Here is a 25463-nt window from a genome sequence, read left to right on the forward strand (position 1 = left end):
GATTGCGTCAACCTATGGTTGACGCATGAGCAAGCCAGTGGAAATGACCAACAAGGTTCGACTCGACGACCTCATCGACGCGATCAAGAAGGTGCACACCGACGCGCTCGACCAACTTTCCGACGCCGTGATCGCAGCTGATCATCTCGGTGAAGTTGCAGATCACCTGATCGGCCACTTCGTCGACCAGGCGCGCAGGTCGGGAGCGTCGTGGACGGAGATCGGTGCGAGCATGGGTGTGTCGAAGCAGGCTGCGCAGAAGCGTTTTGTTCCCAAGGTGCCGAGTGATCAGAAGCCGATGGATCCGAACGAAGGGTTCAACCGGTTCACTCCCCGGGCGAAGAACGTCGTCATGGCCTCGCAGAACGAAGCCCGCGCTGCCGGTAACGCAGAGATCCAGCCGGAGCACCTGCTCCTGGGGCTTGTCGAGGAGCCTGCCGGGTTGGCTGCGAAGGCGATAGTGGCGCAGGGGGTGGAGCTCGGGTCCGTCCGAGCTGCAGTGGCCGGTGTACTCCCGGCTCCGACTTCCGAACTGCCAGAACTTATTCCGTACGACGCTCGCGCGCGCAAGGTTCTGGAACTGACGTTTCGTGAGGCTCTTCGCCTGGGCCACAACTACATCGGAACCGAGCACATCCTGCTCGCGCTGCTCGAACTCGAAGACGGATCAGGTGTTCTGGCTGATCTCGGAATCTCGAAGTCGGTTGCGGAGTCGAATATCGTGGGAGCGTTGGCCGTCATTCAGGATCAGTGATTCATATGTGAATCTGATGCAGAAGAGGGCCGCACCCTTGCGGGTGCGGCCCTCTTCTTGTGTCACTGATTAGACAGCGCGCACATTGGTGGCCTGAGGACCCTTCTGGCCCTGGCCAACCTCGAACTCCACACGCTGGTTCTCGTCGAGCGACTTGTAGCCGTTGCCCGAGATTTCAGAGTAATGAACGAACACGTCCGGTGTTCCGTCGTCGGGAGCGATGAAACCAAAGCCCTTTTCGCCGTTGAACCACTTCACGATGCCCTGTGCCATACCGATACTCCCTACAAACTCGATCCGGGCCCTCACATCGAAGTCCCGATCTCGATGTGTCTATCCTCCCACGCCGCGCAAGTCGAACGGTGGGCGACGTGCAAAAGACGGTAATTCGGAAGCTTTCGAGGAGGGAATGGCAACTGATCTTCGACTGATTTTCGACGCTGGAGCGACCCGATCGCCGAAGGCAGGGACTGGTGGCTCGCCCAACTGCCTGCGGTGATAGATCAGCGGGAATGTACTTGTCCGCTCGAGAACGGTCCATAGTTGTCGCTCCGATCTCTCGGAATCGCAAACGTAGGAACCCTATGGAAGATGAGGGTGGGCTAACCTCTCATTCGCTGTGCCCTCGGCGCGCGCAGCAGCCGAGAAGGAGAGTGCATACATGTACGGAACGATTTGTGAATCCACGACGTCTGAACTGGTGGACCAGCTCAGTCGCCGTGGGTTCTTCGGCGTCGGCGCAGTGGCAGCGGCCGCCATCCTTGCGGGTTGTTCGACTACGTCAGATGCCGCTGATGCCGGCGAACGACGCGAGGTGATCAATGCGCTCGGCACCACCACGATCTCGGGGAAGCCGGAAAGGATCGTTGTTGCCAGCGACTTCACGGATCTCGAATTCCTGCTCTCTCTCGGCGTTCACCCAGTCGCTTACGGCAATACGGGTGCGTGGGACCGCGGTGCACTGCCTTGGCAGAGCACCGCTGGAATAGCCGATCTCGAAAGCTTCGACACCACAGGCGAAATCAACCCGGAAATCATCGCGCGCTACTCACCGGATCTCATCATCGGAATGAAGACCTATCTCGAACCGGCAGCCGAGAGGCTCAGCCAGATCGCGCCGGTCATCGCGCTGGACTGGACCACCTCGTGGCGTGACGGCGTCGCCACGGTCGGGCAGGCCGCTTTTGTCGACGAGGCCGCTGCTGCAGCGATCGCCCGGACCGACGCCCTGATCTCCGACACCGCCGCTTCGCTGAATGGCTTGGGTGGCAAGACGATCATGATCGGCTCGATGTACGGCGATCAGTTGTATGTGCAAGGGGATGCCAGTGCGCCCGGGGTTCTGCTGCGCGAACTCGGACTCAACTATCGCGGATACAACGCCGAGCAGATGACTGCGCTGTCGATGGAGCAGGCGGAGGTACTAGCACCCGCAGACATTTTGCTCAGCCTCGCTTCTGATCAGGAAGCGACGACGAGGTTGGAGAACTTCGCAGTTTTCCAGAACCTCCCCGCGGTGAAGGCGCGAGCCTATGCGCCGGTCGAACTTCTGCTCTCGAATGCCTTCGTCGACAATTTCGGTCCACTGAGCGCGCCGTACGCCTTGCCGCAGCTCGCCGAGGTCTTGACCGGGCTTGCGGCGGGCCAGGGAAAACAACTCCCCTGACCTCGCTTCCGAGCGTACGGACCCTGCGTCGGCCTAGCATCGAAACATGGTGGACATAGATCTGACTGGCCGCGCCGCAGTTGTCGGCGGATCACAACCGCTGCGAGCGATACTCGAAACCCCCACTACCCCCGGCCCGTGGCCGGGGGTAGTGATGATTCACGAGGCCTTCGGGCTCGAGGAGGTGATGCAGCGGCAAGCGAAGCGGCTGGCCTCTGCGGGATTCCTGACGCTCGCTGTCGACCTCTACAGCGCGGGCGGGGCGAAGCGGTGCCTCGTGCCCACCATGACGTCGATGCTTCGAGGACACGGCAAGGCGTTCACCGACATCGAAGTCGCTCGCAGTTGGCTGGTGGAATCCCCGGACTGCACCGGAAAGATCGGTGTCATCGGATTCTGCATGGGCGGCGGCTTCGCGATGGTCAGCGCCGGAGATTTCGACGCTGCCTCGGTCAACTACGGTCAGCTTCCACGCAAACTCGATGAGGCCGTGGTGGATGCGTGCCCGATCGTCGGGAGTTTCGGAAGCAAGGACTTCTCGCTCCGCGGTGCGGCAGCGAAACTGGAGACGGCGCTCAGCAATGCCGGTATCGAGAACGACGTCAAGGAGTACCCCACCGCCGGCCACGCGTTCCTCAACGACGCGGAGGCCGGACCCAAGGTGCTTCGTCCGTTGGAGCGCATCCTCGGAATCGGTCCCGATCCTGTTGCAGCGCAGGATGCCTGGAAGCGAATCGACTCGTTCTTCGGGCGCCACCTGGCATGATCAGCGACTGGTTCTCTCACCGCCGTTGACTGCCAATACCTGACCGGTGATCTGCCGGGCGCCCGGTGAGGCCAAGAAGTGGACGGCTGATGCGATGTCGTCCGGTGTTCCGGCGCGCTTGGTGCTGGTGGACTCGATCAGCATCGCGCGACGCTCGTCCGTCAGAAAGTCTCGGAAGAACTCGGTGTCAGCGATGTAGCCGGGGGAGACGATGTTCGCGGTGATGCCTTCGGGCCCCAGTTCGGCGGCCAGATCGATATTCCACGTCGCAACTGCGGCTTTGGCAGCGCCGTACGCGCCCGCGCCCTTGTCGGCGGCAATCGATCCGATGGTGATGACGGCACCGCCGCTGGGGATTCGATCGCGAACTGCGGCTGTGGTCAGCACTGCCGAGATGAGATTGGAGTCCAGATTCGCACGCCACCCGGCGGCCAGGGATTCCAGATCTGACGGTGCTTCGCGATCGAAGTCCGTGTTGCCACCGGCGCAGTGCACCACGACGTCGATGGTTCCCGGAAGCGAATCCTGCAGCCGCTTCAGGTCTTTCGGGTCGGAGTTGTCACACGTCAAGGCGTGAACATCGGAACCCAACTCCTCCGCGGTCTTTTCGAGTGGTTCTCTGCGTCGGCCGGTGACAAAAACTGTGTCTCCGTCTCGGGCGAACGCCGCTGCAACTGCGCGCCCGATCCCTGTTCCGCCGCCGGTTACCAGAACTGTGCGTGTCATGCCTACCTCCGTGAGCTACGTTTAGACCTATACGAAGAACGTATCATTTAGAGCTAAATGAGGTGTGCAGTGGTGGGCGATTACAACCCGGACGACGCAGTGGACGCGGTTGCGTTGGCCTGGCTTCGCGAAAGGCCGGGCACGCCCGTAGAGGGTATCGGCATCGTGACCAGGCTGTGGATGTGCGCCAAGTTGCTCGGTGAGGATCGCCGACGGGTACTCGCCTCGGCCGGTGCGGACACAGCCACGCTGGACCTACTCAGTGTCCTGCGGCGATCCGGCGAGCCGTATCAGTTGACGACTCGCCAGATCACCGAGCAGACCGGAGTCACGGCCGGTGCGATCTCGCAGCGACTCGCGCGCGCGGAGAACGCGGGTCTGGTGGAGAGGTCCTCCGCCGCGCAAGGGTCACGAATAGTGCTCGTGACCCTCACTGCCGCCGGTCACGAACTGGTGGAGCAATTGGTGGACCGAGTCCTCGGCCGTGAAGCCGCACTGACGTCGATTCTCACCGAGCAGCAGCAGGCCGAACTCACCGAACTGCTGCGTGTCTTTCTCGACGGTCTACGCGGCGAACTCGGTGACCCTGGCGTCGCGCACGTCGGGGCTTGATCAGGACAGGCGCTCGAACACTGCAGCCAGGCCCTGCCCGCCGCCGATGCACATCGTCTCGAGGCCGTAACGCGCTTCGCGACGGTCCATCTCGCGCAACAGGGTGGCCAGGATTCGTCCACCCGTGGCACCGACCGGATGGCCGAGGGAGATGCCGGAGCCGTTGGGGTTGACGCGCGGGTCGTCGGCTTCGAGCTTCCAACTCTGCACGACTGCAAGTGCTTGTGCCGCAAAGGCTTCGTTGAGTTCGATGACATCCATGTCCGCCAAGGTCAATCCGAGGCGGCCGAGTGCCTTCTCCGACGCCGGGACGGGACCGATGCCCATGGTGCGCGGGGGAACTCCGGCAACGCTCCAACTCGCCAGGCGTGCGAGGGGGCGCAGTCCGAGTGCGCGGGCTTTGTCTGCGGTGGTGACGATCGCCAGCGCTGCGCCGTCGTTCTGGCCGCTGGCATTACCTGCCGTCACGGTGGAGTCCGGGTCGATCTTTGCGCGCATGGGACGAAGGCGTGCAAGCGATTCCATCGAAGTGTCGGCCCGCGGATGCTCGTCGGTGTCGACGAGCAGGGCCTCACCCTTGCGCTGCGGAACGGATACCGGAACGATTTCCTCGGCGAAGACGCCGTTCTTCTGTGCGGCAACGGCACGCTGATGCGACTGCACCGCGAGTGCGTCCTGATCTTCGCGGCTGATGGAGAACTCGGCGCGCAGGTTCTCTGCCGTTTCGATCATTCCGCCGGGAACCGGGAAGTCGCGTCCGCCGGCTGTCACGCGGGCGCGCGCGAGACGATCGCTGAGCGCAACACCTTCACCCTTGACACCCCAACGCATTCCGGTTGCGTAGAACTCAGCCTGGCTCATCGACTCGGCACCACCCGCGAGGACCAGATCACTGCCACCGGACTGAACCTGCATGACGGCCTGGATGATTGCCTGCAATCCCGACCCGCACCGGCGATCCACCTGCATGCCGGGAACATCGACGCCCAGACCGGCGTTGAGCGCCGCGATGCGTCCGATCGCCGGAGCTTCACCGTTCGGCGAAGCCTGGCCGAGAATGACGTCGTCGATCTCCGCGCCGGAAATGCCGGTACGCGTGACGAGTTCGGCGATCAACGTCGAGGCGAGATCTTCCGGGGCTACGTCACGGAAGACACCGCCGAAGCGGCCGACAGGGGTACGGAGCGGTTCACAGATGACAACGTCAGGCATTGGTTCTTCCTTGGGTATGCCCGGTCAGCGAGTGGCTGCCGAGTGATTGTTGGACGACTGAGTACGTCCGAGATCGACGGAGATGGCGTCCGCGGTGGCGACTGCGGCCGGAACCAGTTCACCGCGAACAGCTTCGGCGCTGTAGCGGGCGGCTTGGGTGGAGATGTTGACAGCCGCGACCACATCACCGGTTGCGTCCCGGATGGGTGCGGCGAGCGAGCGCAGACCCTCTTCGAGTTCCTGATCGACAATCGCGAATCCGTCGGCGCGAATCTTCTCGAGTTCGGCACGCAGACCGTCGGCGGTGGAGATGGTCTTGCCGGTCAGGCGGGCGAAGGACACTCGGGCGAGGTAGGCGTCCAGTGCGTCGTCCGGCAAGCCGGCGAGCAGAACTCGACCCATGGATGTGGCGTACGCGGGAAAGCGCGTGCCGATGGTGATGGAAACCGTCATGATGCGGCTGACCGGAACACGGGCCACGTACACGACGTCGTCACCGTCGAGGATCGACACGGACGTGGATTCACGGACCTTGGCGGACAAGGCTTCCAGATGCGGCCCGGCGATCTCGGGAAGGGACAGACTGGAGAGGTAGCTGTAGCCGAGTTCGAGGACACGGGGCGTCAACCAGAACACCGAACCGTCAGTACGTACGTATTCGAGTTCGACGAGCGTGAGCAGGAAGCGGCGAGCGGTCGCACGCGTGAGATCGGTGTGCCTGGCAACCTCGCTGAGGGTGCGACGCGGGTGCTCACCGTCGAAAGCCTTGATGACGGACAGTCCACGTGCCAGCGACTGCACGTAGTCCGGTGACGGGCCCGGCGCTTGCTCGCTGCTGTTCTCACTCATGTCGTCTCGTTCTCCTCAGGTTCGGCCGAGAGGTCTGCGAGTGCTTGCTTTCCCAGCGCAAAAGCCAAGTTGCTGTTCGGCACACCCGCATAAACCGCGGTATGGAGAAATACTTCCACGAGTTCGTCGGGATCGATCCCGGCACGCAGCGCAGCGCGAATGTGCATGTCGAGTTCGTGTTCGTTGCCGACGGCAGTGAGGATCGCGAGAGTGAGGAGCCTGCGGGTGTGGTGATCGAGGCCGGGGCGTGACCAGATGTCGCCCCACGCCGTGCGAGTGATGAAGTCCTGGAACGGGGCCGTGAATTCGGTGGCACCGGCGATGGAACGATCGACGTGGGCGTCGCCGAGCACCTGACGTCGTACGGTCATACCTGCCGATACCGCGGCGCTACGTTGGGCGAGCGCAGATGTGTGCGAGGCAATATGCGTTGCAAGCAGTTTGGTGACGCGCCCGGCCTGTTCGACGTTGGCGAGGTGTGCGCCGGGATCGACCACGTGCAGTACCGCATCGGCGATTCCGTCGGCGATCGCGCTCAACGTCGCCGGAGGTGTCGACGGATCCTGCTCGCCCGCGACGAGGAGCGTCGGAGCGACGATGCGGGCCAGGTCGGCGCGGCCGTCCCACATCGAAAGCGCCTCGCAGCAGGCGGCATAACCCTCGTCGGGTGTGGCTTCGACCATCGCGACGTGGCGGGCGACAAGCTCCGGATCGTTTTCGGCCAGTCCCGGCGTGAACCAGCGTCCGACGACGGCGGCCGCGATGGACGCGATGCCGTCCGCACGGACAGCCTGCGCACGATCGATCCACGGCTGAGCCGGGGCGAACTGCGAGGACGTGCACATCAACGTCAACGTCTCGACGCGAGTGGGGTGGTGCGCGGCGATCCATTGGCTGACAGCGCCGCCGAGGGAGAGCCCAACGAGATGTACGGACTCGAGTTCGAGCGAATCGAGGAGAGCGATGACATCGCCGGCGAGATCGGCAATGGAGTAGGGGCCCGCAGGCACCGGTGACTTGCCGTGGCCGCGATGGTCGACGGCGATGACGCGGTAGCGATTCGACAGCGCGTGAATCTGCGGCTGCCACATGGACAGATCGGATCCGAGTGAACCCAGGAGAACCACTGCCGGGGCATCGGGATTGCCGGTCTGTTGAAAGTTGAGCGCGACGCTCATCGAGATCCTCCTGTGGGGCGTTCGGCGAGGGCGCGGTCGACCAGATCGGTGGCGTGGCCCAGATAGTGTGCGGGGTCGAGTAGTTCGGCGATCTCGGTTTCGCTCAGGTGCTCTGCGATGGCGGGATCACGATCCAACCTGGTTCCGGAAGTGGCTGCCGCGGTGACGATGTCGCGTGCTCGATCAGTGTGTGCGGACAGGGCCTTGGTGACACGCTCGGCGAGAATCAGGCCACCGGTGATGTCGAGATTACGAGCCATCGACTCGGTGTGTACTTGCAGGCCGGTGAGGCTCACGGAAAGCTGGTGCGCTGCTCCGCCTGCCAGACGCAGGAGATCGGTGACGGTTTCCCACTCGGCGTGCCAGGGGCCTGCGGCGCGAGCGAATTCGTGATCCATGTTCGACAGGGCTGTGGCCACCAGGGCGGGAGTACGTCGCGCTGCCGCGCGGGCGGTGATCGCGGCAACCGGATTCTGCTTGTGCGGCATGGCCGATGAGCCGCCCGGAGCGCTCTCGGCAACCTCGGACAGCTCGGTGGACGCCATGACGGTGATGTCGGTGGCGGGCTTGGAAACGGCGCCGGCGACGATACCGAGTGTGGTCGCGAGTTCTGCGATGGTCACGCGGTCGGTGTGCCAGGGAGTGACCTGCCTGGCCAGACCGAGTTCGTCGGCCAGCGCGTCCGCGATCCTGAGCCCGTCGGGATACAACGCAGCGAGTGTTCCTGCGGCTCCGCCGAATTGAACCGGCAACGTGGACAGCACGATTTCGAGACGAATCGCTGCGGCGTCGAGTGCGGTGAACCAACTCGATGCCAGTAGCCCGAAGGTGGTCGGAAGTGCTTGTTGTCCCAGGGTTCTCGCGACCATCGGAGTAGAGCGATGGATGCGGGCGAGGTGGGCGGCGGAATCGGCGGCGCGGGTCAGGTCGGCCAGAACCACTGTGCCCGCGCGTCGCGTCAACAGCATCAGCGCACAGTCCATGATGTCCTGACTGGTGGCGCCCGGGTGCACCACGGAGGCAGGCACACCTTCCTGTCCCACCCTTTCGCGCAGCATCTTCACCAGCGGAATGACGGGATTTCCGCCGGTGGCCGACGCGCGGCCGAGCGCCACGATGTCCAGGCCGCCCGGTTGTGAGAGTTCAGCTGCGGCGGTCGCCACCGCGGCGCAATGTTCCCCGTCGGCCAACCCGACAGTGGCCATCGCACAACTCAGTGCGGCCTCCACGTCGAGCAACGCGGTGACCCACGCCTGGTCGGACAGGTGCTCCGATACTCGGGTGGCCCCGAACACCGGGTCGAACAGTGCGCCGCGAGTGGGCATGTGTACTCCTCTTACAACTCGAAGAAGGGCGTCTCGACGCCGTTCGCGTCCTCGTCCTGAACATAGACCGTCCAGGAGTACCCACCGTCGACCTTGGTTGCAACCAACTTCGCGCGTTCGGTTTCGCTCAGTGAGGACAGCACCGGATCTGTTGCGTGTGCGTCGGTGTCCTCGGGGAAGTACAAGCGGGTGACCAGGCGGTCGAGCATGCCGCGAGCGAAGACCGACACGTTGACGTGCGGCGCCTCGTCCGCATCCGTTTCAGTGGGCTGCGCTCCGGGCTTGACGGTGTGGACCAGTGCGGTGCCGGTGGAATCTGCTGCGCTGCGGGCGAATCCGCGAAAACCCGCCGGAGTGAGGTCCACTGCGCCGCGGGGATCGTCCGGATGGTTGAAGCGCCCGAGCGTATCGGCTTGCCATGTTTCGATCATCGCGTCGGCGACGGGTGTGCGGGCGCCGTCGATCACCGTGATGGCCAGCGTGATTCGTCCGGGGGTGTCGGTCGGGGCAGCGTCGGGGCCGTCCGTCCAGGGGAGTCCGATGTGCCAGTACGGTCCGACGGTCTGAGAGGGCGTGACCCCGAAGGGGGCAGTGGTGAAGTTGCCGGGGACGACCGGATAAGTGGGTGCGGGCTTCGCGGTGCGATCAGTCATCGTGGTCTTCCTCGTTTTCGAATACGGAGGCATTACGGCCGCGCAGGACGATGTCGAAGCGGAACCCGAGAGCCCAGTTGGGGACTGTGGCGTCGTAGTCGAAGACGCTGACCATGCGGTGACGGGCTTCTTCGGGCACTGAGTTGTAGATCGGGTCCTGGAAGAACATCGGATCGTCGGGGAAGTACATCTGCGTCACGAGGCGCTGCGTGAATGCCGTGCCGAACAGCGAGAAATGGATGTGGGCCGGTCGCCAGGCGTTGTCGTGGTTCATCCACGGGTAGGCGCCCGGCTTGATCGTGGTGAAGCTGTAGTGGCCGTTCGCGTCGGTCACGCAGCGACCGAGCCCGTTGAAGAACGGGTCCAGCGGCGCGGGCCAGTTGTCGCCGGTGTGGCGGTAGCGTCCACCGGCGTTGGCCTGCCACACCTCGAGCAGTGTGTGGGGGACCGGCTTTCCGTCGCCGTCGAGTACACGGCCGTGAACGACGATGCGCTGTCCCTGTGCTTCGCCGCCGTTGGCAATGGTCAGGTCGTTTTCGCCGGCGCCGACGCGATCTTCGCCGAATACCGGCCCGGTGAGCTCCGTGAGGCGCTGGGGGAGCAGCTTGAGCGGTTGCTTCGGGTGGCGAAGGGAAGTGGTCTTGTAGTCCGCGAAATCGGCCGGGGCGTTGACGCCAGTCGGCCGCTGGTACCTCGGCGGTAGATGCAGCATAGGGAACCTCGTCGTTCGGTTACGTGAAGTTGTTCGCAATGTGTACATGTGTTGCGCTCTGCGAACAGAATAGTTCGTAGATGTGACCCAGGCAATGCCGGGGGGCGAAAAATGTTCGTGATGCGCACGGGGGTTCACAATACGTACGCACCGCGCTACTGTGATCGACATGATGGACAAAGTCATTCCCACTGCTGCCGAGGCCGTCGCCGACGTGCCGGACGGCGTCACGATCGCTGTCGGAGGTTTCGGGCTCGTCGGAGTGCCGGAAATCCTCATCGATGCGCTCCTAGAGCAGGGCGCGACATCACTCGAAACGGTGAGTAACAACTGCGGCACCGACGGGTTCGGGCTCGGAGTGCTTCTGGAGAAGGGGCGTATCCGTCGTACTGTCAGCTCGTACGTCGGCTCCAACAAGGAGTTCGCGCGTCAGTACCTTTCCGGTGAGCTGGAAGTCGAACTCACGCCGCAGGGCACGCTCGCCGAGCGCATGCGCGCCGGGGGAGCGGGCATCCCCGCGTTCTTCACCCCGGCCGGCGTCGGCACCCAGGTCGCCGACGGTGGCCTGCCACTGCGTTACGACGGCAACGGCGGCATCGCAGTTGCCAGTCCGCCCAAGGAAACTCGTGACTTCGACGGCGTCACCTACGTGATGGAGCGCGGCATCGTCGCCGACTATGCACTGGTCCACGCCTGGAAAGGTGACCGGCACGGCAACCTCGTCTACCGCGCGAGTACCCAGAACTTCAATCCGGCTGCAGCAACGTCGGGGCGCATCACCATTGCGCAGGTCGAGCACCTCGTCGAGCCGGGTGAGCTCGACCCTGCCGAGATCCACACGCCGGGCATTCACGTTCAGCGTGTTGTCCACGTCGGCCCCGTGACGGTCGGCATCGAGAATCGGACGGTACGAGCATGACTTCTGTACTACCCACCAAACTCACCCGCGAAGAGATGGCGGCCCGCGTCGCGCGAGAACTCGAGGACGGGCAGTACGTGAACCTCGGCATCGGTATGCCGACGCTGGTTCCGAACTACCTCCCGACCGACATCACCGTTGTATTGCACTCGGAGAACGGCGTTCTGGGCGTGGGGCCGTACCCGACCGAGGACGAACTCGATCCCGAGCTGATCAATGCGGGCAAGGAGACCATCACCGTTCTCCCCGGTGCGTCGTTCTTCGACTCCTCAGCGTCGTTCGGCATGATCCGCGGCGGCCAGGTCGACGTTGCCGTGCTCGGTGCCATGCAGGTCAGTGCCACCGGAGACCTCGCGAACTGGATGATCCCCGGCCACATGGTCAAAGGCATGGGCGGCGCGATGGATCTGGTCCACGGCGCAAAGCGCGTCATCGTGATGATGGAGCACGTCTCGAAGAAGGGTGAGCACAAGATCGTCGAGGAGTGCTCGCTTCCGCTGACCGGTAAGGGCTGTGTCCAGCGAATCATCACCGACATGGCCGTGATCGACGTGACTGACGACGGTCTCCGCCTGGTGGAGACGGCGCCGGGCATCAGCGTCGAGGACGTGGTTGCTGCCACCGGAGCGAAACTGATTCTTTGACAGTATGTTTCATCTGATGGCTCAGCCGCCGGGTCGTGACTTCCATCCGACCCGGCGGCTGTTTTACGCCCCGACGTCCCTCAGCTCGCTCTCGACCGGAATCCAGAGCTCGAACCGTGCGACGGTGAAATCGTCGTTGTATTCGGTACGCATGATCTCGGGACCAGGTACGGAGCGAAAAGGGTTGGCCGGGAACCATTCCGTGTAGATATCGCGCCACAAGTACTGCACAGATTCGATTGCCGACCCGTCGGCGGTGAACACGGCCCACGTGTGTGCGTCGACCGTCAGCACATCGAAACCCGTGGGTGAAGGTTTGCCGGTGACCACTCCCAGGTAGTAATCCAGTTCTGTACCTTCGGTTCTGGGATGCGCCAAATTGTCGACGACACTGACGATTCCCGCCGGTTCCTGATCGGACAGCTCGCGCAACCCGCGCAGCGCGACCTTGTCCACGGAGCGGGTGAAATCTTCGATGGCGGAGTTGGGACCTTCGTGAACCAGTGGAACCCGGGTCTTGAACCCGACTACCGTCAGGGCAGGTTTGTCCACAAGCATGTAGTCCATCGGTGTGGCTCCTTCCAGTGTCACGTGAATGACAAGTTTCGGTTGTGATTTGAGAACGGCGGGAGCGCGTTTGACCGCGCCGGGGCTCACGCCGTGAAATGCGGTGAACGCTCGTGTGAAGGCTTCCGCGGACGAGTAGCCGTACTTCACGGCGGTCTCCAACACTCCTGATCTGCTGACGGACAACTCGGCACCGGCCAGGGTGAGTCGACGTCGACGGATGTATTCGGATACGGGAATGCCGGCCAGGGCTGAGAACATCCTCCGAAAATGATACTCCGAGGTGGTTGCCAGCCTTGCCATCTCGGCTGTGTCGATCTCGCCGCTCAGATTGCTTTCGATGTAGTCGAGCGCGCGGTTCAGTCCGTCGATCATCGTGTCTTCCTGTTCACGGGTTTCACGCTACGCAGATCACTTGGGCCGTACCCGACTATCCGTGCCCGAAAAAGTAGGGCAGGAAATGCATCTGGACAACTCAGTTAATCATCATTATCTTGAATCGAACATCGATGGTTGACCAGGAGGCACAGTGAGCACCCGTTTTCCGCAGGCTGAATTGACCGAGGTGCCCGAGGACATCGCCGCCAGGATTCTCGAGATCCAGGAGAAGTCAGGGTTCGTGCCCAACGTCTTCCTGATGTTCGCTCGGCGGCCAGCCGAGTTCCGGGCATTCTTCGCATACCACGACGCGATCATGCTCAAGGAAGATTCCGCACTCACCAAGGGCGATCGAGAAATGATCGTCACCACGATCTCTGCGGCCAACAAATGTACGTACTGCGTTGTCGCGCACGGCGCGATTCTGCGTATCTACGAGAAGAAGCCGCTGGTTGCCGACCAGGTTGCAGTCAACTATCGCACCGCAGAGATCTCCGATCGTCAGCGCGCGATGCTCGACTTCGCCACCAAGGTGAACTCCGCCTCACACGAAATCGCCGACGTCGACTTCGACACCCTCCGTGTGTACGGCTTCGGCGACGAGGACGCGTGGGACATCGCCGCGATCACTGCATTCTTCGGGCTGAGCAATCGCATGGCGAGCTTCTCCGGCATGCTGCCCAATCCGGAGTTCTACCTGATGGGGCGCGTTCCGCGGTCCTGATTCCTGCCACTCGAACATAAGCTTTCAATTTTTCGGACCGACCGGTCGTAACGTCTGGAACTCGGCCGACGAAGTAAAGGCTGTCCACGCCGGAATTGCCGTCTTCGTAAAGAAGGCCGAAAGGTTGAGCGCTATGTCGGAGAAGTCCATCGCCCATTCTCGGAGGGTCCGCTCTGCGGCCGCCGGTGCCGTACTAGCTCTCGGATTGGCGGTGGGCGGCACAGGAATTGCATCGGCAGAGCCCGAAACCGTGTGTACCCCGAGTGCCGATCCGCTGGTGACCTGCGCCGAGGAAGAGGCAGCTGCCACCACCGACGCCGACGCGGCGACGAGCACCGAGACCACACCCGAGAAGGTTGAAGCCGGCGTCGCGGGCGCGGGCAGTGCCGAAACCGCAGGTACGGACGCCGCAGCACTGGCGGAAGCCGAAGCGAAAGCCAAAGCAGCAGCCGACGCGGCAGCGAAGGCCGCCGAAGCAGCCGCGACGGCAGGGGTCGACTCGTCCGCAGCGACAGACACTTCGGTGAAGGCGACCGAGGCAATGACTCAGGCGAGCGTCGAGGCAACCAAGGCGGCGGTCGAATCGACGCAGGCCAAGGCGGAGGCAGGGGCCGCGGAACAGTCTGCCAACGAAGCCGAAGAGGCAGCCAAGGTTGCGGAGTCCGCTGCAGCCGATGCCAAGGAGGTAGCAAAAACAGCTCAGGCAGAAGCTGATGCGGCTGCAGCCAAGGCTGCTGAACTCGAGGAAGCTGCGAAGGCCGCCGGTTCGGGGACCAAGACCGAGGAGGCGGCACAGGCTCGCGCCGAGGCTAATGCTCTGCAGGCCAAGGCAGATGAGGCGAAGGCTGCCGCGGATGCAAACGCCAAGCTGGTTGCGGACAAGAACAAGGAAGCCGAGGAAGCTCTCAAGAACTGGGATTTCGCGAAGGCGTTCGCTGCGAAGGCCGAAGCGTTGGCCGCGGCTTGGAATGCCAAGCAGCTTGCAGTCACTGTGAGGGAGACTCAGAAGGTGGCCACCGCCGCCGAAACCACGGCCAAGGCAGCCGAGTCCGCAGCCGCCACCGAGGTAGAAGCTGCCACTGCCGCCCGTAAGGCTGCTGATGAAGCGGCAGCTACTGCGGCTTCCGCACGAAAGGACGCCGAGGCTGCGCAGAAGGCCGCGGAGACGGCCCAGGCCGAGGCCGATGCTGCGGGCGAGGCCGCCACCGACAAGCGAGCCATCGCCGACGAAAAGGCTGCCGAAGCCGCCAAGAAGGCCGAAGCTGCCGAAGCGGCGAGCAAGAAGGCGCAGGATCTCTACCTGGCCGCCGAAGACGCGAAGGCCGCAGCCGACGCCGCCGCAGCAAAGGCCAAGGAAGCTCAGGCCGCCGCAGCCGCCGCAAAGGCCGAAGCTGATGCAGCGCAGAAGATCGTCGACGAGCTCAAGGCAAAGGGCGAGAAGGAGATCGACAACGGAACAGGCGTCGGCGGTGAAGTGATCATCGGTGAGCACACCGACGACGGCTCCGGAGTCACGAAGGTCGACGAGACCACCGCTGTAGTGAACAAGACCGGCGTCAAGCTGGTCGGCTACTACAACAACAAGGGCGCCTTCGACGTCGTCGACTACTACGTCACCGATGCCGACGGCGATCCGGCACTTGCAGGAAGCCTGCCCCCCGTCGAACTTGCTCTCGGTGACACTGCAAGCAGCAGTACCAGCGGCAGCAGTAGTTCCAACCTGCCGGCTGTACTGATCGGCGTCGGAGTCGTGGGCGCTGCCGCCGCAGCAGCTACGACGGTGGTTGTTCGTCGCAAGCGTCATGACGGCCCGGGCAACACGTCTGCGTAGCGCCGGCCTCTCGGCGGTAGCGATCCTCGCCCTCCTCGCATCCGGATGTTCGGGCGAGAATGCGGGATCGCTACCTGACCGCTCGCCGGTGCAGTCGCATATCGCGGCTGCACCGGCTTCGGTGACCGTCGATCCGGCAGAACCCGAGAGGATCGAGTTGAGGTCTGCGTCCGGGGTCACGTACCTGAGCAGTCCGTTGCACTCGGAGAAACTGATGCGCGGCGGCGAGAGTGGGCAGCAACTGAATCCCGTCGACGAACTGCCGGTGTGGTGGGGCGAGAGCGGAATGCCGGGAACGGAGACCACACAGACCGTTGTTGTCGTCGGGCACAACTACACCACTCGCGAAGCACCGTTCCGGGCGCTCCGGGTAGTGGAGCCGGGCGATCGAATTCTCCTGGCTACACCGAACGGCACACTCGAGTACGACGTCGAAACCGTCGGGCCGCTGCACAAAGGTTCGCTGCTGGGAACTCACGAGTTGCGTGAATCAGTTCCCGGGCGGTTGATCCTCGCCAATTGTGATGTCGTCGAAGGAGAGTCGACCGACGACAATTACGTCGTCATCGCCCAGCTGGCAGCGCACTGAATCCGTGGCAGTGCAAGAATAGGGACATGGATTCCCTCGGACTTCTCTCGGAACTGGTAGCTCTCGACACGGTCTCGGGGGAGGCCGCTCCTCAACGGCGGGCGATGGATTCGATTGTCTCGTTGGTTCTCTCACGTGCGCCACAGGCGAAGGTGGAGTCAGACCTGACCGGCAATCATCCCTGGGCCTTGATCACCAACGAGGCTGCACCCTCGGCAGCCAGACTACTGTTCGCCTGCCACGTGGACACGGTGCCAGTGGGCACTGTCTCCGACTGGGAGTTCGACCCGTACGCCGCACAGGTCGACGGCGAATTGTTCCTCGGCAGAGGGACATCGGATATGAAGGCCGGCCTTGTTGCCGCTACTGCCGCGGTTGTCGACGCCTTCGAACGTGGAGTCCCGGTCGCACTACTGCTGACGAGCGACGAGGAAATCGGATCGCTCGGGGCCGTTCGTTCGGCCGACGCCGTGGCGAATCTCGAGGTCGGGGCTGTCATCGTTCCCGAGGCGACCGGTAATCGCATCAACCTGGGGCACCGCGGTGCACTGTGGCTCGAAGTGTCCGTCAAAGGAAAAGCCGCGCACGGGAGTACGCCGCAGCGAGGAACTAACGCTGTCCTCAAACTGCTTGACGTCGTCGATCGAGCTCGGCGTGAGCTTCCGCTGTCGTCCGACGCGTTTCTGGGCGCCGAAACCTGGAACCTCGGTTTGGTCGGCGGCGGTTCGGCTCCGAACATCGTGCCGGACAATGCACGTGCGGTGATCGATCACCGCACGGTGGGAGACGGCGCAGACCTGCTTGCATGGTGGCGCGCCCAACCGGAAGTCGACTCGGTGGAGACGTCGATTCACCTGGGAGGTGTGCGTACCGACGCGTCGGATCCGTGGTTGGCCACCTTGCCGATCCCTGTTGCAACCGAACCGGTTTCGTACTTCACCGACGCTTCGGTGCTGGCAGCGGCCGCCCCCGGCGCTCCCGTCGTGATCTGGGGCCCTGGCACTCCCTCGCTGATGCATGCGGCCAACGAAAGCGTCAAGGTGTCCGAACTGGACGATGCGATCGCTGCCTACGGTGCCGTGGCTGCTGCTTGGCCGACGGTGGACTGACGGACAATCAGTTCAGGAGCAAGCGCAATGTGGGCTGTCGACTCGGAAGAGTTGTTCATCGCCTGATCCAGAAGTCGCACAGCTTCTTCCGCGATTCTCTCCTGCGGCTGTCCGACGGTGGTCAACGGCGGATTGCACAGTGCGGAGAAGGGGATGTTGTCGAAACCGGTGACCAGAACGTCGCCGGGGACGTCGATGCCCAATGCGTGGCAGGTCTGCAGCACACCGAGCGCGATCAGGTCGTCGGCGCAGACCAAGGCGTCGGGGCGAGTCTTGCCGGTCAGGATGGTGTTGGACGCCGTGCGTCCCCATTCGATCGAATACTCGCCGAGTTGTGTCCACTCGTCACGAGTTTCGATTCCCATTCGATCCGCATGGCGGAAGAATCCGGCCCGGCGAAGTTCGGTCGACGAATTGGTCAGCTCGGAACTGATGAAGGCAGCCGATCGCGCGCCGCGCTCGGACAGATGCTCCATCACGAGTGATTGAGCGGCGTCGTCGTCGACACCGACCCAATCCGTCTGGGTATCCATTGCAAACCGGTCCAGTTGAACGACCGGAAGCGTTGCTGCGCTGGCTCGTACTGCTTCGGCACTCAATTCGCCGTGGCACGGGCTGATGATGATTCCGTCCACCTGCCGCGAGACGAGCGACTTGAGCCGCTGCGCTTCCACGTCGGGATCGGAACGAGAATCGCACAGGAACAGTTGTAGGCCGCGCTGAGCGAGGACGTGTTCGACGTTGACCACCAGCGAAGTGAAGAAGGGATTCGCGATACTGGGAACCACCATGCCGACAGTGTCCGTCCGATTGCGACGCAGTGAGCTGGCGATGATGTTTCCCGAGTATCCGAGAGAATCCGCGGCTCGTTTGATCGTCGCTGCAAGCTCGTCCGAGACAGGGCGGGATCCGGACAGTGCTCGCGACACGGTGGCAGTCGAGACCCCGGCCAGTTCCGCGACATCGCGAATGGTCGCCTTGCGCATGCGTCCCCCGTTTTCTGCTCGATTCGGGTCCGAGGTTATCGAACCGCACGGTCCAGTGTCCCGCATGTAACGCGATTGAGGCAATCGTTTACAAATTCGAATTGTGAAATCCTTGACACAACCCGGTGTTGATCGCATAACCTGCTAATTCATCAAGGCAATCGATTACATCGTGTGCAGATCTTGTGCATGGACATACAGCGCAAATCTTGCGCATGGAATGGGGTAGCTGAAGTGACCGCATCACCGCTCGGAGTCTTTCCGCCCAAGCCCTCGGCGTTGGCAGAGATGCTCACCGGCACGCCTTCTCTCATCGGGGCCATCCACCTCCCTGCTCTGCCGGGCAGCCCGCACTACACCGGGCAGCCGGTTTCGGAAATTGCTCGCTTCGCTGTGGAGGAAGCGCACGCGTACGTCGACAACGGTTTCGACGGTGTGATCGTCGAAAATCACTGGGACATACCGTTCCTCAAGCCCGGCGAACACGGATACGAAACCGCCGCCAGCATGGGAGTCATCACGGCAGCGGTGGTCGGTGAGTTCGGCAAGGCCGTCGGCGTCAGCATCCTGTCCAACGCCGGCGAGTGCGGAGTGGCCGCGGCGTGGGCGGCAGGCGCGAGTTTTGTGCGCGTCAATCAGTGGGCCAATGCCTACATTGCCAATGAGGGCTTCATCGAGGGTCAGGCGGCCAAGACGACGCGCTTTCGCCATCGCATCGGCGCCGACCCGGTCCGGATCTTCGCTGACGTGCACGTCAAGCATGGTGCGCATGCCATTGTTGCGGACCGCACCGTCGCGGAACAGACCGAAGACGCCGAGTTCTTCGACGCAGATGTCCTGATCGCGACCGGTTCGCGCACCGGTGACGCCGCTTCGGTCGACGAGGTTTCCGTGATCCGAGACAACACCGTTCTTCCCGTGATCATCGGATCCGGCATCACGGCTGCCAACGTCGCAGCGCTGATGAAGGAATGCGACGGCGCCATAGTTGCATCCTCGGTGAAGGACAATGGACGCTGGTGGGGACGGGTCGCAGGCGAGAAGGTCCGCGAACTGTCCCGGGCCGCAGGAAAGTAACCATGATTGTCTTTTGTGGATACGCCAACAACGATGTGACGGTACATGTTCCACATGTACCGGTGCTCGGAGAGCGCGTGCAGGCAACGGCCATCAGTCAGATCGACGGTGGAATGAATGCAAATGCTGCGGTATCCGCAGCCCGAATGGGCGCGCAGGTGATCTTTGCCGGTGCCGTGGGCCCGGATGCGCGGTCCACCGAGTTTCTCGAAGCCCTCGAGACTGACGGCGTCGACACCAGTTGGTCGCCGCGAGATGCGTTCCTGTCGACGGCAGTTGTACTCATCGCGCAGGACGGCGATCGCTCCATCATCAGTCAAGACGACCCGAACGATGCCGAACGCATCGGAGTTGTCATCACCCGATTGGCTGCTGCCGGTGGTGGACGGCTGTTCCTCGACGGATACCGTGCGGGCTTCCTGCCAGAGGGATTGCCGGGAAGCGTAAGTCTGGTAATCGATCTGGACGGTTGTGAAAACAAAGCCGCGGCACTGCGCGCATTCGCGCTCGCTGACCACGTCGTCGTAGGGCGTGCCCTGTGGGAAGGCGAGTTCGGGATCGGTTTCGATCAGTGGCAGGCACTGGCCGCCGAGCACAACACACACCTGCTGGTGACCGACGGCTCGCGAGGTTGGACACTGGCCACACCGGACGGCGAGGTGACGAGCGAACCGGCAGTAGTGGTCGACGTCGTCGATGCCGTCGGGGCCGGTGATTGCTTCGGCGGTACGTACATCGCTTTTGTCGACGCCGGGTGCTCACCGGTGGACGCCGCACGACTCGCGGGAGCCTCGGCTGCCTTGGCTTGCGCCACTGCCGGACCCCGCGGATGCCCCACCCGAGATGAATTGGACAGCTTCACAGCAACATTGACCCCTCACACCCTTTTGGAGACTCGATGATGAAACGTGCATTGCCTCTGGCGCTGGGAGCTGCAGTCGCGCTCACGCTCACCGCTTGTGACTCGGCTTCGTCGAGTGACTCGAAGGACGCATCGGGTGGCTCGTCCATCCCGCAGCCGACCCGAGTCGCCGAAAGCTGTGACGGGACGAACGGCAAGCTCAAGGTCGGTCTGGTGACCATCAACCTTCAGGCGCTGTACTTCAACCAGATCAACAATGCCGCCAAGAACGTCGCGGACAAGGCAGGTGTCGACCTGCAGATCATCAGTGGCAACGACGATTCCGTGGCGCAGGCCAACGCCTTCGACAATCTGATCGCCGCCGGAGTCGACGCGATCATCGTCGATGCAATCGACACGGACGGAATCAAGCCGTCGGTGGTCAAGGCCGAGAACGCGGGCATCCCCGTCGTCGCGGTCGACGCGACCATCGACGATCCAGCGCTGTCGACTCAGGTCGGTACGGCCAATGCCGAGGGCGGTGCCAAGATCGGAAACACCTTGGCCGACGTCGCGAACAACACCGGAACGGTCGGTATCGTCGGCGCGCTCAACAGCACTGTCCAGTTGGAGCGGCAGAAGGGCTTCACTGAGACCGTGACCGGCCGCGGAATGACCGTCGGCACCGTCGTGGACGGACGTAACATTCAGGAGAACGCACAGACCGCAGCGGAGAACCTGCTGACCGGCGGTGGCGACATGAAGTACGTCTACGCAACCGGCGAGCCGGCTTTGATCGGACTCGTTGCGGCGGTCAACAGTCAGAAGGCGCAGGATCGCATCGAAGCAGTCGGTTGGGATCTTTCGGATCAGGCGGTAGGCGGACTCAAAGCCGGTTGGCTTAAAGGCGTGGTCCAGCAGAACACCTTCGAATTCGGCCACGAGGCAATGAATTCGGCAATCGACCTGGCTTGTGGTCGCGGCGCTCCGGCGAACATCCCCGTCCCCACCCAGATCGTGACCCCGGAGAACGTAGCCGACTACATGTACTACTTGGAGAAGTAATCATGGCACCTCCACTGATCGAACTCTCGGGCATCACCAAGTCGTACGGACCGGTGAAGTCCCTTCAAGGTGTTGACCTTCGGCTGGCGAAGGGTGAAGTACTCGGAGTCGTCGGCGACAACGGCGCCGGCAAGTCCACCCTGATGAAGATCCTCGCGGGCGCCGTCCAGCACGACGGCGGCGAAATGCGCGTCAACGGTGAACCAGTGCGCTTCTCGACGCCGCTCGACGCGCAGCAGAAGAAGATCGGCATCGTCTACCAGGACCTGGCGCTGTGCGACACGCTCGACGTCGCGAGCAACCTGTTCCTCGGCAGAGAACCGCGAAAAGGTCCATTCCTCGACCGGCATGCCATGCACGAGAAGGCGGCTCACATTCTCGCCGACCTTCATGTCAAGGTGAAGTCGACCTACCAGGAGATCGGGCAACTGTCCGGCGGGCAGCGGCAAACCGTCGCGATCGCCCGCGCTGTTTCCTTTCGGCCAGACGTACTGATCCTCGACGAACCCACCGCAGCGCTTGCCGTCGCCGAGGTCGAGTCGGTGCTCAAGCTGATCACGGACGTCGCAGCGGCCGGAGTGGGCGTCATTCTCGTGACACACCGCCTGCAGGACTTGTTCCGCGTATGTGACCGAATCACGGTCATGTACGAGGGGCAGAGCGTCGACGACGTTCCGATCGGCGACTTGAACATCGAGTCCCTCGTCGGACTCATCACTCGAACTCCGGTGCCGCAACGGACATCGGCAGCAACACAGGGAGCCACGGCATGACCACTCTCGAGAAGACCCAGGCGCCGATCGAGCGCAAGCTCGCCGCGAAACCCTCCTTGTGGGACAGCGTCAACAAGCCCACCCTCGCGATGCTGGCGGTGACAGTTGCTGTCGCAGCCGTCTTCTCGGCGACCACGTCGTCGTTCCTGACATTCACGAACCTGTCGAACCTGGCAACCCAGATCGCTCCGGTTCTGATCATCGCGGTGGCGATGACTTTCGTGATCACGGCAGGTCAGATCGACCTGTCCGTCGGTGCGATCGTCGCGTTCGTCGCGGCGATGAGTGCCGAGCTTATCCAGGCCGGCGTCGATTCGTCCCTGGTCTTCGTCGCCGCCCCGGTGATGGGTGCGGCCTGGGGCCTGGTCAACGGATGGCTCGCTGCCTATCAGGGCATTCCGCCGTTCATCGTGACTCTGGCGACGATGTCCGTCATTCGCGGTATCGCGCTGTATCGGACCGAAGGATTCTCCGTTCCGGTTCCGGCCGACACTTACTTCGCGAAGCTCGGAACTGCTGAGTTCCTCGGGTTCTCCGCCAGCGCCTGGATTGCTCTCGTTGTCGTGGTCATCGGAGCAATTGCGCTCAACCGCATGCGCTTCGGGCGCTACGTCACCGGTATCGGATCCAACGTCGAATCCGTGCGACGGTCCGGCGTCAACACGCGTCGTGTGCTCATGATGACGCTCGTCTTCACCGGCTTGGCTGCCGGTATCGCGGGACTGCTGATCGCGGCTCGACTGGGCTCGGGTTCGGCCAACTCCGCAACGGGATTCGAGCTCACGGTGATCACCGCGGTGGTTCTCGGTGGCACCAACCTCTTCGGCGGTCGCGGCACCGTGATCGGTACCGTCATCGGCGCCGTCCTGACCGGAATCATCGCCAACGGACTGACCCTGCTCGGCGTGAGCCCATTCCTGACGCCGATCATCACCGGTGTCGTTCTGCTACTGGCCATCTGGATCAACATGCGGGGACACACCCTGAGCGCGCTGTGGCGACACCTGCAGTCCGCACCCTCGGGGCCTGCACGCTCATGAGCAAGGTTCGTACTGTCACGGGAACTGTGGACAGTTCGGAACTCGGACTGGTTCTCCCACACGAACATCTGCACAACGACGTCACCGGTGCGTACACCGAGGCCCCGGATCCGGTTGTGGCACAGCGGTTGGCCGGTCCGGTACGCGCCGAGGATGGCTGGCTTCTTCACGACAATCCGTATTACAGTCTCGACAATTGTCGAGTCGACGACGCAGCGGCCGTGGTGGAAGACCTTGTGGACTTCGCCCGCCTCGGTGGTCGGACGATCGTCGATCTGACACCGCCGGGACTGGGCCGGGCACCGGAGAAGTTGGCGGAGTTCTCGCGAAAGTCAGACGTGCGAGTGATCATGGGTTCAGGGTGGTACCTCGAGACGACCCATCCGGTCGAGGTCCACGAACTCGGTGTCGACGATCTGGCAGGTTCGCTCGTCGAGGAGTTCGATCCGGCAAAGGAATTGGCACCTGGCGTGATCGGGGAGATCGGAGTCTCCCCGCTCTTCACTCAGAACGAGGCGAAAGCGTTGAGGGCGGCATGCATCGCCCAGCGCGAGGTGGACGTGCCCCTGTTCGTCCACCTTCCGGGATGGCAGCGCGTCGGACATCACGTCGTCGACATCGTGGTCGACGAGATGGGCGTCGATCCGCAAGCAGTGGTCCTGTGCCACATGGACCCGTCCGGACACGACGCCGACTACCAACGATCGCTCGCCGACCGCGGTGTCTTTCTCGAGTTCGACATGATCGGGATGCCTTTCGATTTCCCCGGCGAGGGTCTTTCTCCGCATCCGGCGGAAACAGCCACTGCGGTAGCCGGATTGGTCACCTCCGGTCGCGTATCACAGCTCCTGCTCAGTCACGACCTCTTCCTCAAATCAATGCTCAGAAAGCACGGCGGAAACGGATTCTCCTACGTACCACTCGTCTTCGCCGCCCGGTTGGTGCGCGCAGGCGTAGATCCCCAGCAAGTGTCCGCACTGATGCGAGACAACCCGAGGTCGCTCTTCGAGCAGGCCGCGAAAGGAAACAGAAGCAGTCATGGGTAAACGAGTACTGATCGCCGGCGAGAGCTGGATGACGACGTCGACGCACGTCAAGGGCGTCGACGAGTTCAGTGTCCATTCCTACGTCGAGGGAGTCGGTCCGCTTCGGGATGCGCTCACCTCACGTGGCCACGACGTGACACACATGCCCGCACACCTGGTGCCGACGCAGTTCCCCGGTACCGCAGAAGCGTTGTCCCAGTTCGACGTCGTCGTTCTCTCCGACATCGGAGCGAACTCGCTGCAGCTGGCTCCCGGCGTGTTCGACCAGTTCCGCGCCGGGGAGGACCGTCTTGTCGCGCTACGTGACTGGGTGAACGCCGGCGGCTCACTGATGATGATCGGTGGTTACCTCTCGTTCTCCGGGTTCCAGGCGCGAGCAGCTTTCCGCCAGACCGCGATCGCCGAGGTACTGCCCGTGACGATGCTGGCCGAAGACGATCGCGTCGAGACACCGGCCGGGATCGTTCCCACCGTTGTCGATGCTGCTCACCCGGCTCTCGGTGGTGCCGGCGATTCCTGGCCGGCGCTCCTGGGATACAACCGCGTCGTCGCGAAGGACGGTGCCGTGGTTCCCGCCACCATCAACGGCGATCCGCTTGTCGCTGCCGGTGAATACGGCGCCGGACGGTCGATCGTCTTCACCTCGGACTGCTCGCCGCACTGGGCTCCGCCGGAGTTCTGTGAGCAGTGGCCCGGATACACCGACCTGTTCGACGGCTTGATCAGTTGGGTCGCCGGCGAATGAGTCGCTCCTCAGACCTGCTCGCGCGGCAGCAGAGTAATCTCGCTGCCGCGCGGGCGGTTCCATTCATCGAGGACACCATCGGCGGGACGTTGAGTGATGAGGGATTCCGCCGGTACCTCGTGATCGAAGAGGCATTCGTACTGACGGCTGTCAAGGTGTTGGGGTTGGTGGTCGCCGAATCCCCGACGCTCGACGACGCGCTCGACCACGTGACGTCGATGTCGAACCTGGTGGGCGAACAGCGCGAGTATTTCGCGCAGTTGCGTTCCCGCTTCCCGTACGCGGGGGACGCAGCGGCTCTGGTCGAGGAGTCGTCTGTGCTGTCGACGCATGCCTTGACCCTCGCTGGCGAAGAGGGCAGGGCGGCGGCCCTGGTGGGCATGTACGCCGCGGAAACCCTGTATCTGTCGTGGTGTCGGGAGGCGGCGGCAGTGAACGTACAGCGCGAACCAGCGTTGCAGGACTGGGTAGACATGCATGTCGCTCCGCCGTTCGTGTCTCAGGTGGCGGTGCTGGCGTGCGAGGTAGACGCCATGCCCGAGTCCGTCACCGACGAGGACCTGGATCGGTGGTTCTCCGGCATGCTGGCCGCAGAGATCGATTTTCACAACGTGGCGGTGTGAACCACTGCTGTGCGCCTTTATTAACCCCCGGCGGTTAATAAAGGCGCACAGCA

28 protein-coding genes are annotated in these 25463 nt (G+C 63.1%); 18 read left to right on the forward strand and 10 right to left on the reverse strand.

Going from position 1 to position 25463, the window contains the following annotated elements; translation table 11 throughout:
- Positions 1-25: 25 nt before the first annotated feature.
- Positions 26-754 (forward strand): Clp protease N-terminal domain-containing protein, encoded by a 729-nt coding sequence (locus R4P70_RS03445; RefSeq protein WP_081328919.1) that lies wholly within the window; start codon positions 26-28, stop codon positions 752-754.
- Positions 755-823: 69 nt separating this feature from the next.
- Here R4P70_RS03445 and R4P70_RS03450 read toward each other — a convergent pair whose 3' ends face one another.
- Positions 824-1027, reverse strand: coding sequence for a cold-shock protein (locus R4P70_RS03450; protein WP_003939930.1), 204 nt, complete (start codon positions 1025-1027; stop codon positions 824-826).
- A gap of 388 nt (positions 1028-1415) precedes the next feature.
- On the opposite strand from R4P70_RS03450, the gene R4P70_RS03455 reads away from it, so the two are divergent.
- Positions 1416-2420 carry an ABC transporter substrate-binding protein gene (locus R4P70_RS03455; RefSeq protein WP_070796052.1) on the forward strand — a complete coding sequence of 335 codons (1005 nt, stop codon included), beginning with the start codon at positions 1416-1418 and terminating at the stop codon, positions 2418-2420.
- Between the two features lie 46 nt (positions 2421-2466).
- The gene (locus tag R4P70_RS03460) at positions 2467-3186 is read left to right on the forward strand and encodes a dienelactone hydrolase family protein (RefSeq protein ID WP_214499997.1); all 720 of its coding nucleotides are present in this window, start codon (positions 2467-2469) and stop codon (positions 3184-3186) included.
- Here the strand turns inward: R4P70_RS03460 and R4P70_RS03465 are convergent, their stop codons facing one another.
- Positions 3187-3912 carry an SDR family NAD(P)-dependent oxidoreductase gene (locus tag R4P70_RS03465; protein WP_070795612.1) on the reverse strand — a complete coding sequence of 242 codons (726 nt, stop codon included), beginning with the start codon at positions 3910-3912 and terminating at the stop codon, positions 3187-3189.
- Between the two features lie 72 nt (positions 3913-3984).
- Between R4P70_RS03465 and R4P70_RS03470 the strand changes: the two genes are divergently transcribed.
- Complete coding sequence (locus tag R4P70_RS03470) at positions 3985-4524, forward strand: MarR family winged helix-turn-helix transcriptional regulator (protein WP_241840814.1); 540 nt, start codon at positions 3985-3987, stop codon at positions 4522-4524.
- Here the strand turns inward: R4P70_RS03470 and R4P70_RS03475 are convergent, their stop codons facing one another.
- From R4P70_RS03475 to pcaH, 6 genes are read right to left on the reverse strand one after another with little or no spacing between them, the layout of a single operon-like run.
- Positions 4525-5736 (reverse strand): acetyl-CoA C-acetyltransferase, encoded by a 1212-nt coding sequence (locus tag R4P70_RS03475; protein WP_070795614.1) that lies wholly within the window; start codon positions 5734-5736, stop codon positions 4525-4527. It abuts the gene before it with no gap.
- 24 nt (positions 5737-5760) lie between these two features.
- The gene (locus R4P70_RS03480) at positions 5761-6585 is read right to left on the reverse strand and encodes an IclR family transcriptional regulator C-terminal domain-containing protein (protein ID WP_007730008.1); all 825 of its coding nucleotides are present in this window, start codon (positions 6583-6585) and stop codon (positions 5761-5763) included.
- Complete coding sequence (gene pcaD / locus R4P70_RS03485) at positions 6582-7763, reverse strand: 3-oxoadipate enol-lactonase (protein ID WP_020970944.1); 1182 nt, start codon at positions 7761-7763, stop codon at positions 6582-6584. The genes R4P70_RS03480 and pcaD overlap by 4 nt, the downstream gene beginning before the upstream one ends.
- Positions 7760-9088: a 3-carboxy-cis,cis-muconate cycloisomerase gene (gene pcaB, locus R4P70_RS03490; protein ID WP_019745505.1), complete on the reverse strand. Its 1329-nt coding sequence runs from the start codon at positions 9086-9088 to the stop codon at positions 7760-7762. The genes pcaD and pcaB overlap by 4 nt, the downstream gene beginning before the upstream one ends.
- Before the next feature lie 11 nt (positions 9089-9099).
- Positions 9100-9741, reverse strand: coding sequence for a protocatechuate 3,4-dioxygenase subunit alpha (pcaG, locus tag R4P70_RS03495; protein ID WP_317830394.1), 642 nt, complete (start codon positions 9739-9741; stop codon positions 9100-9102).
- Positions 9734-10453, reverse strand: a complete 720-nt coding sequence (gene pcaH, locus R4P70_RS03500; RefSeq protein WP_070795617.1) for a protocatechuate 3,4-dioxygenase subunit beta — start codon at positions 10451-10453, stop codon at positions 9734-9736. The genes pcaG and pcaH overlap by 8 nt, the downstream gene beginning before the upstream one ends.
- Positions 10454-10625: 172 nt before the next feature.
- Here pcaH and R4P70_RS03505 point away from each other — a divergent pair, with 172 nt between their 5' ends.
- Both R4P70_RS03505 and R4P70_RS03510 read left to right on the forward strand, forming a co-directional pair.
- Positions 10626-11372, forward strand: a complete 747-nt coding sequence (locus R4P70_RS03505) for a CoA transferase subunit A (RefSeq protein WP_007730016.1) — start codon at positions 10626-10628, stop codon at positions 11370-11372.
- Positions 11369-12016 carry a CoA transferase subunit B gene (locus tag R4P70_RS03510; protein WP_007730017.1) on the forward strand — a complete coding sequence of 216 codons (648 nt, stop codon included), beginning with the start codon at positions 11369-11371 and terminating at the stop codon, positions 12014-12016. The genes R4P70_RS03505 and R4P70_RS03510 overlap by 4 nt, the downstream gene beginning before the upstream one ends.
- Before the next feature lie 63 nt (positions 12017-12079).
- Here the strand turns inward: R4P70_RS03510 and R4P70_RS03515 are convergent, their stop codons facing one another.
- On the reverse strand, positions 12080-12958 hold the full coding sequence (locus R4P70_RS03515; protein WP_317830395.1) for an AraC family transcriptional regulator: 879 nt from the start codon (positions 12956-12958) through the stop codon (positions 12080-12082).
- 154 nt (positions 12959-13112) lie between these two features.
- On the opposite strand from R4P70_RS03515, the gene R4P70_RS03520 reads away from it, so the two are divergent.
- The 4 genes from R4P70_RS03520 to R4P70_RS03535 all read left to right on the forward strand — a co-directional run bounded on the left by R4P70_RS03520 (position 13113) and on the right by R4P70_RS03535 (position 17214).
- Positions 13113-13685 carry a peroxidase-related enzyme gene (locus tag R4P70_RS03520; protein WP_317830396.1) on the forward strand — a complete coding sequence of 191 codons (573 nt, stop codon included), beginning with the start codon at positions 13113-13115 and terminating at the stop codon, positions 13683-13685.
- Between the two features lie 133 nt (positions 13686-13818).
- On the forward strand, positions 13819-15516 hold the full coding sequence (locus R4P70_RS03525; RefSeq protein WP_317830397.1) for a hypothetical protein: 1698 nt from the start codon (positions 13819-13821) through the stop codon (positions 15514-15516).
- A complete protein-coding gene (locus R4P70_RS03530) occupies positions 15488-16105 on the forward strand; it encodes a sortase domain-bontaining protein (protein ID WP_113682620.1) in 618 nt (205 codons plus the stop codon). The genes R4P70_RS03525 and R4P70_RS03530 overlap by 29 nt, the downstream gene beginning before the upstream one ends.
- 26 nt (positions 16106-16131) lie before the next feature.
- A complete protein-coding gene (locus R4P70_RS03535; protein ID WP_029256364.1) occupies positions 16132-17214 on the forward strand; it encodes a M20/M25/M40 family metallo-hydrolase in 1083 nt (360 codons plus the stop codon).
- On the opposite strand, the gene R4P70_RS03540 is transcribed toward R4P70_RS03535, so the two are convergent.
- On the reverse strand, positions 17175-18200 hold the full coding sequence (locus tag R4P70_RS03540) for a LacI family DNA-binding transcriptional regulator (protein WP_317830398.1): 1026 nt from the start codon (positions 18198-18200) through the stop codon (positions 17175-17177). The genes R4P70_RS03535 and R4P70_RS03540 overlap by 40 nt on opposite strands.
- Positions 18201-18434: 234 nt before the next feature.
- On the opposite strand from R4P70_RS03540, the gene R4P70_RS03545 reads away from it, so the two are divergent.
- From R4P70_RS03545 to R4P70_RS03580, 8 genes are read left to right on the forward strand one after another with little or no spacing between them, the layout of a single operon-like run.
- Positions 18435-19277, forward strand: coding sequence for a BtpA/SgcQ family protein (locus R4P70_RS03545; protein WP_317830399.1), 843 nt, complete (start codon positions 18435-18437; stop codon positions 19275-19277).
- Between the two features lie 2 nt (positions 19278-19279).
- Positions 19280-20179, forward strand: a complete 900-nt coding sequence (locus tag R4P70_RS03550; RefSeq protein ID WP_317830400.1) for a carbohydrate kinase family protein — start codon at positions 19280-19282, stop codon at positions 20177-20179.
- On the forward strand, positions 20176-21183 hold the full coding sequence (locus tag R4P70_RS03555; protein ID WP_317830401.1) for a substrate-binding domain-containing protein: 1008 nt from the start codon (positions 20176-20178) through the stop codon (positions 21181-21183). The genes R4P70_RS03550 and R4P70_RS03555 overlap by 4 nt, the downstream gene beginning before the upstream one ends.
- 2 nt (positions 21184-21185) lie before the next feature.
- Positions 21186-21956, forward strand: coding sequence for an ATP-binding cassette domain-containing protein (locus tag R4P70_RS03560; RefSeq protein WP_003939830.1), 771 nt, complete (start codon positions 21186-21188; stop codon positions 21954-21956).
- Positions 21953-22996: an ABC transporter permease gene (locus R4P70_RS03565; protein WP_003939698.1), complete on the forward strand. Its 1044-nt coding sequence runs from the start codon at positions 21953-21955 to the stop codon at positions 22994-22996. The genes R4P70_RS03560 and R4P70_RS03565 overlap by 4 nt, the downstream gene beginning before the upstream one ends.
- Positions 22993-24042 (forward strand): phosphotriesterase, encoded by a 1050-nt coding sequence (locus R4P70_RS03570; RefSeq protein WP_317830402.1) that lies wholly within the window; start codon positions 22993-22995, stop codon positions 24040-24042. The genes R4P70_RS03565 and R4P70_RS03570 overlap by 4 nt, the downstream gene beginning before the upstream one ends.
- Complete coding sequence (locus R4P70_RS03575) at positions 24035-24787, forward strand: glutamine amidotransferase (RefSeq protein ID WP_003939869.1); 753 nt, start codon at positions 24035-24037, stop codon at positions 24785-24787. Before R4P70_RS03570 ends, R4P70_RS03575 begins: the two co-directional genes overlap by 8 nt.
- The gene (locus R4P70_RS03580; RefSeq protein ID WP_029256359.1) at positions 24784-25410 is read left to right on the forward strand and encodes a TenA family protein; all 627 of its coding nucleotides are present in this window, start codon (positions 24784-24786) and stop codon (positions 25408-25410) included. The genes R4P70_RS03575 and R4P70_RS03580 overlap by 4 nt, the downstream gene beginning before the upstream one ends.
- Positions 25411-25463: the final 53 nt, after the last annotated feature.

Source organism: Rhodococcus sp. IEGM 1241 (assembly GCF_033142365.1).
Lineage (GTDB): Bacteria > Actinomycetota > Actinomycetes > Mycobacteriales > Mycobacteriaceae > Rhodococcus_F > Rhodococcus_F erythropolis.

Bases quoted from the DNA above. Each gene is read 5' to 3' on its own strand.
- R4P70_RS03445 (WP_081328919.1), top strand. From the start codon at position 26: ATGAGCAAGCCAGTGGAAATGACCAACAAGGTTCGACTCGACGACCTC.
- R4P70_RS03450 (WP_003939930.1), bottom strand. From the start codon at position 1,027: ATGGCACAGGGCATCGTGAAGTGGTTCAACGGCGAAAAGGGCTTTGGT.
- R4P70_RS03455 (WP_070796052.1), top strand. From the start codon at position 1,416: ATGTACGGAACGATTTGTGAATCCACGACGTCTGAACTGGTGGACCAG.
- R4P70_RS03460 (WP_214499997.1), top strand. From the start codon at position 2,467: ATGGTGGACATAGATCTGACTGGCCGCGCCGCAGTTGTCGGCGGATCA.
- R4P70_RS03465 (WP_070795612.1), bottom strand. From the start codon at position 3,912: ATGACACGCACAGTTCTGGTAACCGGCGGCGGAACAGGGATCGGGCGC.
- R4P70_RS03475 (WP_070795614.1), bottom strand. From the start codon at position 5,736: ATGCCTGACGTTGTCATCTGTGAACCGCTCCGTACCCCTGTCGGCCGC.
- R4P70_RS03480 (WP_007730008.1), bottom strand. From the start codon at position 6,585: ATGAGTGAGAACAGCAGCGAGCAAGCGCCGGGCCCGTCACCGGACTAC.
- pcaD (WP_020970944.1), bottom strand. From the start codon at position 7,763: ATGAGCGTCGCGCTCAACTTTCAACAGACCGGCAATCCCGATGCCCCG.
- pcaB (WP_019745505.1), bottom strand. From the start codon at position 9,088: ATGCCCACTCGCGGCGCACTGTTCGACCCGGTGTTCGGGGCCACCCGA.
- pcaG (WP_317830394.1), bottom strand. From the start codon at position 9,741: ATGACTGATCGCACCGCGAAGCCCGCACCCACTTATCCGGTCGTCCCC.
- pcaH (WP_070795617.1), bottom strand. From the start codon at position 10,453: ATGCTGCATCTACCGCCGAGGTACCAGCGGCCGACTGGCGTCAACGCC.
- R4P70_RS03505 (WP_007730016.1), top strand. From the start codon at position 10,626: ATGGACAAAGTCATTCCCACTGCTGCCGAGGCCGTCGCCGACGTGCCG.
- R4P70_RS03510 (WP_007730017.1), top strand. From the start codon at position 11,369: ATGACTTCTGTACTACCCACCAAACTCACCCGCGAAGAGATGGCGGCC.
- R4P70_RS03515 (WP_317830395.1), bottom strand. From the start codon at position 12,958: ATGATCGACGGACTGAACCGCGCGCTCGACTACATCGAAAGCAATCTG.
- R4P70_RS03525 (WP_317830397.1), top strand. From the start codon at position 13,819: ATGTCGGAGAAGTCCATCGCCCATTCTCGGAGGGTCCGCTCTGCGGCC.
- R4P70_RS03530 (WP_113682620.1), top strand. From the start codon at position 15,488: ATGACGGCCCGGGCAACACGTCTGCGTAGCGCCGGCCTCTCGGCGGTA.
- R4P70_RS03535 (WP_029256364.1), top strand. From the start codon at position 16,132: ATGGATTCCCTCGGACTTCTCTCGGAACTGGTAGCTCTCGACACGGTC.
- R4P70_RS03540 (WP_317830398.1), bottom strand. From the start codon at position 18,200: ATGCGCAAGGCGACCATTCGCGATGTCGCGGAACTGGCCGGGGTCTCG.
- R4P70_RS03550 (WP_317830400.1), top strand. From the start codon at position 19,280: ATGATTGTCTTTTGTGGATACGCCAACAACGATGTGACGGTACATGTT.
- R4P70_RS03555 (WP_317830401.1), top strand. From the start codon at position 20,176: ATGATGAAACGTGCATTGCCTCTGGCGCTGGGAGCTGCAGTCGCGCTC.
- R4P70_RS03560 (WP_003939830.1), top strand. From the start codon at position 21,186: ATGGCACCTCCACTGATCGAACTCTCGGGCATCACCAAGTCGTACGGA.
- R4P70_RS03565 (WP_003939698.1), top strand. From the start codon at position 21,953: ATGACCACTCTCGAGAAGACCCAGGCGCCGATCGAGCGCAAGCTCGCC.
- R4P70_RS03570 (WP_317830402.1), top strand. From the start codon at position 22,993: ATGAGCAAGGTTCGTACTGTCACGGGAACTGTGGACAGTTCGGAACTC.
- R4P70_RS03575 (WP_003939869.1), top strand. From the start codon at position 24,035: ATGGGTAAACGAGTACTGATCGCCGGCGAGAGCTGGATGACGACGTCG.
- R4P70_RS03580 (WP_029256359.1), top strand. From the start codon at position 24,784: ATGAGTCGCTCCTCAGACCTGCTCGCGCGGCAGCAGAGTAATCTCGCT.